This window comes from Bradyrhizobium sp. BRP22 (assembly GCF_020194175.1).
Lineage (GTDB): Bacteria > Pseudomonadota > Alphaproteobacteria > Rhizobiales > Xanthobacteraceae > Bradyrhizobium.
Map to the genome: position 1 here is coordinate 1 of NZ_JADYVX010000082.1, position 6,034 is coordinate 6,034.

The following is a 6,034-nucleotide window of genomic DNA, read 5'->3' on the forward strand; positions in this document are numbered from 1 at the left end:
AGCGCCCATTGGCATCCAGTCGTCGCAATGTACTGGATCGCATCCCATACCGATCGCATGCAGGTCTTGCGCGGGCGACCGACCTTGCTCGGCCTTGGCATCAACAGCTCGATCAAGGCCCATTCCGCATCCGTACAATCGCTTGCATAGCGGAGCTCTCGTCTGTCATGCTGACAGCGGGTGATTTAGGTCATCTGCTTCTCCGATGGCTTCGAACACCTCGAAGAATCACAACCTGCTGAAATCACCCAACTTTAGTTTCCGGTCGGCCTCTTAGAGTCTGGCTCAAAAACCTTCGTATCGTTTCGGCACCCCTTTAGATGCCTGCCCATTACCTACGTTCAATTGCGCTGCCGATCGTGATCGTCTTAGGCTGAATGTGTTGGAAAAGCGCACAAGCCCGTCAAGGGTCATGTTGATGCGGCGAGATGGAAACTAAGGATGGTCACTATCGCGTACGCATTGATGGTGAGTAGGTTGATGTTCCGAACCACGCTGTCGTGGACGGCCCGAACCGTGCTGGCCGTACGATGGTCTGGCCTGACTACCTAAATGGTCATCCGACGGTGCGCTGCTTCATGCCGGGGAGCATGGGCTGATTGCGAGCGCGCCGCGATCGAAGCGGCAGATCTTTCTCGTCCTGGCGAGGCGACCGACGCCATCGAGCGGGTCATACGCAGAAAGGCGCCCCTTGGCAAAGCAGCAGAAAACTAGTGCTGAACTTGAGGACATGGTCCATCAGAAGCTGTTGATTGGCGGCGTGTATGTGTCGGTTCGCGAAGACCCGCTCCTCGGTTGGCGCGCTACGGTAATTACCGCGCCCAAGCATGCAAAAGCCATTCAGGAACGCGCTGCGACTGCGGCGGCCGAACTTCGCAAAAAGTTCACACTGAAAACTTGACGGACATGCGAGGGCTGCGCGGACTTACTGGGTGCGCAGCCGCCCCTTGATCGACGCAAGCTGGAAAGGCGAGACATACATTTTCTAAGGGGCGCGATGACGGCTAAAGGGCTGAAGGCGTGGCATGAGTGATTGGACGCTTGGGGGCTTTGCGTGAACGCGCTGCGATCATCTTTCTTGCGATGGTGCTGGTGTCGTGACAGGCGACATTATCGCATGCAAATACAATTTAAATGCGGGTTCCGGTTTGCGCGTAGCGCCCGTTGCAAGCATGTCGCCTTTTGGCCCTTCGCGACAGATATCGTTGTAGCTAGTAATAAATGGTACCGAAATCCCTCGGGGAGATACTAATTAAGGTACCGTAATCGCCATATGAATATGGCGCACAAACAGGGGATGTTTGAGGAGAAGCTGGAGGCGTACCTGAGGGGTCCCAAGAAGCGCAGGAGCGAGATCCTCGATGCGGTCGGGGGAGTGTCGGGACTCACCAGGAAAGGAGCGATCAAGCGGTTTCGTTCCATGCAGATAGGGACGTTTTTGAGCATGATGCATGCGAAGGCGACGAGGTGGAGGTCGGCGAGGGTCTGATCGCATCGCTCGTAGTCTTCGACGAGCGTTCGAAAGCGTGTGGCCCATGCGAAGGATCGCCCGACGATCCATCGCCTTGGGGCAGTACGAAGCTACGTTTGGCCTCCAGCAGCTTTATAACCTCAAGGGCGATGCCGTGCTCCGCGGCCGCCGCTGCAGCTTTGTCACCTGTGTAGCCCTGGTCAACGGAGGCGATCTCGACACTCTGGCCGGTCTCGGCCTGAATCGTCTTGGCTGTCCGGCCAATCTCGGCGCGATCGTCGGCGTTGGCGGGCGTGACATGCAGCGCCAGAAGATGGCCAAGCGTATCGACGGCCAGATGCAGCTTCGAACCTTTCTTGCGTTTGGCGCCGTCGTAAGCTCCGCGGGCACCGCTCTCGGGCGTCGAGCGCAGCGTTCAACTGTCGATGATGGCGGCGGTCGGTTGCGCGGCCCGTCCAGCCGCAAGGCGCAGGACGACGCGCAGATCCTCGGCCAGGGGTCAAAGCAACCGGCGCAAACCACCGCTGCGCCTGTTGATATACAATCTCCCACGGAGGTAGATCGTTCGGCATCCAGCAAAAGGCGCGCGGTCTTCACGATGTAGCGCAGGCCGTTGAACACTACGGGAAGCGCGTGCGTCCGCTGCGATGCGTCCTCCGGTAAAGTGTTAGATAAGGGGCAACAAGCGCCCCCTCGTCATCGGAAACGTCAGAAGGATAAGGCTTGCGGGGTTTCGACATCCCGCAAGCCTCGGATTTTATAGTTTACCGGTCCCTAACAGCCTCTAGGTTCGAGGAACGGTCGAAATGGTGCAGATCCCTGAGAATTGGCATCGCTACCACTCTCGGACCTCACTCCCAAAGATGGATATGGACACGGTCTCTAGAGGGCAGGCATATGTCCAACTCCGCCGAGCAGGCCCTTGGGAGCCACTTGTCGGTTGCTCGCTTGCAATGTGCCAAGGTTGCAAAATGCGACGTGGTTTGCTCTAACTAGCTATCGCGTTCGTGCCAAAATCGTGCCAAGCCAAGTTGGGTTGGGCCGAAAAGACAAGCAACTCAAGGGATTGCGGGCGTAGTTCAATGGTAGAACGGCAGCTACCCAAGCTGCGTTCTGCTTCAATCGGAAGCGGCCCGGCGGGTACGGCTGGTTTGGATTGAGACTTCCAGGCTGCCGCTGAAGACGTCCGCCCGTTGGGACTGAGTGTCGCGCGCCATGGAAAACTGCCCCCTCAGCGTCACGAGGAATTGCCCCTCCTCGGATAGCTGAGGAGAGAGTGAATGAAGCAGGAACGAATCACTGAAGGCTCTCCGTGGAGTGATCCACGGGGGCAAGTGATGAAGACGCCGGATGACGTGGCGGAGATGTTGCGCCTGAGAGCGTGCGGGTGGGGTCTGAAGCGGATTGCGCAGCAGCTGGGCTGCAGCCATCACACGGTAAAGAACTACGTGGCGGCGGGCGGGGTGAAGCCGTTCAAGTCGCCTGAGCGGCCGAAGCGTCTCGACGGTCTTGAGGATTGGCTGCGCGAGAGGCTCATTCGGCATCGCGGCAATTCCGACGTGGTGCGCCAGGACCTTTTGGCCGAAAAAGGCGTGGCGGTCAGCCGGCGAACGCTGCAACGCGCCGTGCAGCCCTATCGCCAGGCGCTGAAGGCGGAGGCGGAGGCGCTGGCGACGATGCGGTTTGAGACACCGCCGGGCCGGCAGCTGCAGATCGACTTCGGGGAGCGTTTGGTCGATATCGGAGGGGCGAAGATCAAGGCATTTGTTTTTGTAGCAACGCTCGGACACTCGCGACGGCTCCATGTGCGTGCGTTCCGGGCCGAGAGGCAGGAGCACTGGTTCGCCGGGCTCGAGAGCGCATTCACAACCTTCGGCGGCGTGCCGGAGGAAGTGCTGATGGACAATCCCCGGGCGCTCGTGGTGCGCCACGACGCAGTGAGCCGATCGGTTCAGTTTAACGACAAGCTGATTGCCTTCGCAAAACATTGGGGCTTCCGTCCTCGCGCGTGCGCGCCATATCGGGCCCGCACGAAGGCAGAACGGCGTCGGATACGTGAAGAAGAACGCGATCGCGGGGCATTCCTTCCCAAGCTGGGAAGCATTCGAGGCGCATCTCGACAGGTGGGAGCGTGAGGTTGCGAACGTTCGTATCCACGGCACGACCGGCGAGGCGTCGATCATCCGCTTCGCGCGTGACGAGATACATCGGTTGAAACCGCTCGGCGGGCAGCCGTCGTTCGGATCCTTGCGTGAACTGACCCGCGTCGTCGGCAATGATTGCGCCGTCGAGATCGACACGAACAGCTACTCGGTGCCGTGGCGCCTTATTGGCGAGCGCGTGGCGGTGACGATCGCGGCCGGCGAAGTGCGGATCCGCCATGGATTGCACCAGGTTGCGGTCCACAAGCAATCGGACGGGCGCCGGCTGCGGATCGTCGACTCCGCTCATCTCGATGGTGTTGCCGGGCGCAATGGCGCGGTCCGCCGGGCGGAGATCGCGGCGGCGGTGCTGGCGCCATCTCCACCGCCGTCGCTGCTACGTCCTCTTGCCGAATACGAAGCCGTGATCGGAGAAAGCTTCTGATGGTGCGGGCAAAGAAGCTCATTGAAGCAATAACCGATCCGCTCGATGCCATGCTGGCGCGATTGCAGCTCTCCGGCATCCGCGATCAGCTCGACAGCCTGCTCGACGAAGCGGCGCGCGCAAACCTGTCGGCACGTGAGACGCTGATCCTGCTGTGCGAACGCGAGATCGCACGCAAGGATCATCGCCGTATCGAGATGGCGCTGAAGCTCGCACACTTCCCGGCCGTGAAGGAGCTTGCTGGCTTCGACTTCGAGGCGCAGCCGTCCATCGATCCGAAGCAGATCCGTGATCTTGCCGCGTCACGTTGGATCGCCAACGGAGAGAACGTGCTGCTGCTTGGCCCGCCGGGCGTCGGCAAGACGCACCTATCCATTGCACTCGGGGGAGAGGCAATCCTGGCCGGGTATACGGTGCAGTTCACCACGGCGACGACGCTGGTCGCTGGCCTCGCCAAGGCGCACGGCGAGCGACGCCTGGACGAGAAACTGCTCGCGCTGTCGAAGCCAAAGCTACTGATCGTCGACGAGCTCGGCTACCTGCCGCTGGAACCTGACGCGGCACATCTGTTCTTCCAACTGGTCAGCCGGCGCTACGAAACCGGCGCCATGCTGATTACCTCAAACCGCAGTGTTGCCGAATGGGGCACCGTGTTCGCCGATCCCGTGGTCGCCACCGCGATCGTCGACCGGCTTTTGCACCACAGCCACGTGCTGATGATCCGCGGCGACAGTTACCGGCTCCGCGCCAAGCGCAAGAGCGGCCTCATCCAGCCGCCGCCCGCCGGTGACGGCCCTCCGGTCGGCTCTGCCTCCCTCCGGCCCGTCACCGGCGGAAACAACCTTCAACCGAGATCATAACCCAGATGGTGGGGCAGTTCTTCATGACGCAAAGGGGGCAGTTCCGGATGGCGTTTGACAGACTGAGGGGAAGTTCTGACATTGTATTGATGGAAATCCCCATGACCGCGAGAGGCCGTGGTCCTCTAACTGGCGGCCACGAGCGCACCTATCGGCGCCGCATCGCGACTGGTCAAGGTCAAGAATCGGCAGCACCCTGCCTATTCTCGCGTGGTTTGTCAGTTTTGATGGGCTCCAGCCAGACCAGGTGCTGGCATGAGTGGCAGCGATAAATGAGCGATTCCGTCTTTCAGACGCTCGATAGCTCGTATCTGTATGTCGCAGCGTGGACACTTCATTTGTAGGCCCCGCTTGTCGTCTCTTGAGTGGCCGACGTATAGCGCCTGAATTGACGCGGCTGAACCGCCGGGCTTAGTGCAATGCCCGGCGGCTCCTGCCGATCACTCCCAATCGCTCTGTCCCCTCCGGTTTCAGCAGCGGTGGTCGACATTGCTGGCAGGGTATTTACACACACGCGCCGATCAACCCGTGCAAATACGGGGTTCCGCCTGCGCGCACTTCCGCTGTCATAATCCTTTTAACATTTGCGGCTTTTGTCGGAGTGCGTCTGCCGCCATGCGCTTTTCCCACAGGGCTCATGGGGTGATCGGCAGCAAGTAGGCGGCTCCGGCGTTCCCAACCCCACGTCCGTCCGGGCCGCCGGGGCCGTCCCTTCTTCTTCCTTAGCGCGCATCGCTCGCTGCCAAGGCAGTAGAGTTACCGGGTGAACGCGAGCGCTGCTGATGCGGAAACTACTGACCTGGATCAAGGCAGACGAACTTCATCTCCGATCCCAAAGCATTTGACGCCGTCTCGGGCGGCCTCTTTCATTTCATATGCCGCCAAAGAGTAGGCAACGCTCACCCTTTAGGTCACGCCCCTATGTGACTTTAAACTTGCCAGCCGTTCGGCTGCGTCCGCGACCTCAGCCGCAGTGCTGATCCCTAACCTGCTAGGGCTATCGCATATGGGCGAGGGCGCAGAGAAGGAAGTCGTTGTTCCATCTGGCCTGGAGCATTTTGTGGCTGATGCGAGCAGGTCCTGGGGTAGCCTGCAGGATGTTGATGGCGAGCTTGCG

The 6,034-nt window shown here is 60.3% G+C and carries 5 protein-coding genes and 1 pseudogene; 4 read left to right on the top strand and 2 right to left on the bottom strand.

Going from position 1 to position 6,034, the window contains the following annotated elements; genetic code table 11:
• Positions 1-185: transposase (locus I6F35_RS39300; RefSeq protein ID WP_225122931.1), on the bottom strand; the 185-nt coding region annotated here is incomplete at its 3' end.
• A gap of 506 nt (positions 186-691) precedes the next feature.
• On the opposite strand from I6F35_RS39300, the gene I6F35_RS39305 reads away from it, so the two are divergent.
• Positions 692-901 carry a hypothetical protein gene (locus tag I6F35_RS39305; RefSeq protein ID WP_225122927.1) on the top strand — a complete coding sequence of 70 codons (210 nt, stop codon included), beginning with the start codon at positions 692-694 and terminating at the stop codon, positions 899-901.
• 536 nt (positions 902-1,437) lie between these two features.
• Here the strand turns inward: I6F35_RS39305 and I6F35_RS39310 are convergent.
• Positions 1,438-2,211: pseudogene (locus I6F35_RS39310) on the bottom strand (IS5 family transposase); the annotation flags it as partial.
• Between the two features lie 540 nt (positions 2,212-2,751).
• On the opposite strand from I6F35_RS39310, the gene istA reads away from it, so the two are divergent.
• The 3 genes from istA to istB are packed head-to-tail and all read left to right on the top strand — an operon-like array spanning position 2,752 to position 4,917.
• The gene (istA, locus tag I6F35_RS39315; RefSeq protein WP_225122928.1) at positions 2,752-3,606 is read left to right on the top strand and encodes an IS21 family transposase; all 855 of its coding nucleotides are present in this window, start codon (positions 2,752-2,754) and stop codon (positions 3,604-3,606) included.
• On the top strand, positions 3,527-4,057 hold the full coding sequence (locus I6F35_RS39320; RefSeq protein WP_225122929.1) for a hypothetical protein: 531 nt from the start codon (positions 3,527-3,529) through the stop codon (positions 4,055-4,057). Before istA ends, I6F35_RS39320 begins: the two co-directional genes overlap by 80 nt.
• Positions 4,057-4,917 carry an IS21-like element helper ATPase IstB gene (gene istB, locus I6F35_RS39325; RefSeq protein WP_225122930.1) on the top strand — a complete coding sequence of 287 codons (861 nt, stop codon included), beginning with the start codon at positions 4,057-4,059 and terminating at the stop codon, positions 4,915-4,917. Before I6F35_RS39320 ends, istB begins: the two co-directional genes overlap by 1 nt.
• Positions 4,918-6,034: the final 1,117 nt, after the last annotated feature.

Excerpts from the sequence above, each read along its gene's own strand:
- istA (WP_225122928.1), top strand. The coding sequence starts at position 2,752 with ATGAAGCAGGAACGAATCACTGAAGGCTCTCCGTGGAGTGATCCACGG.
- istB (WP_225122930.1), top strand. The coding sequence starts at position 4,057 with ATGGTGCGGGCAAAGAAGCTCATTGAAGCAATAACCGATCCGCTCGAT.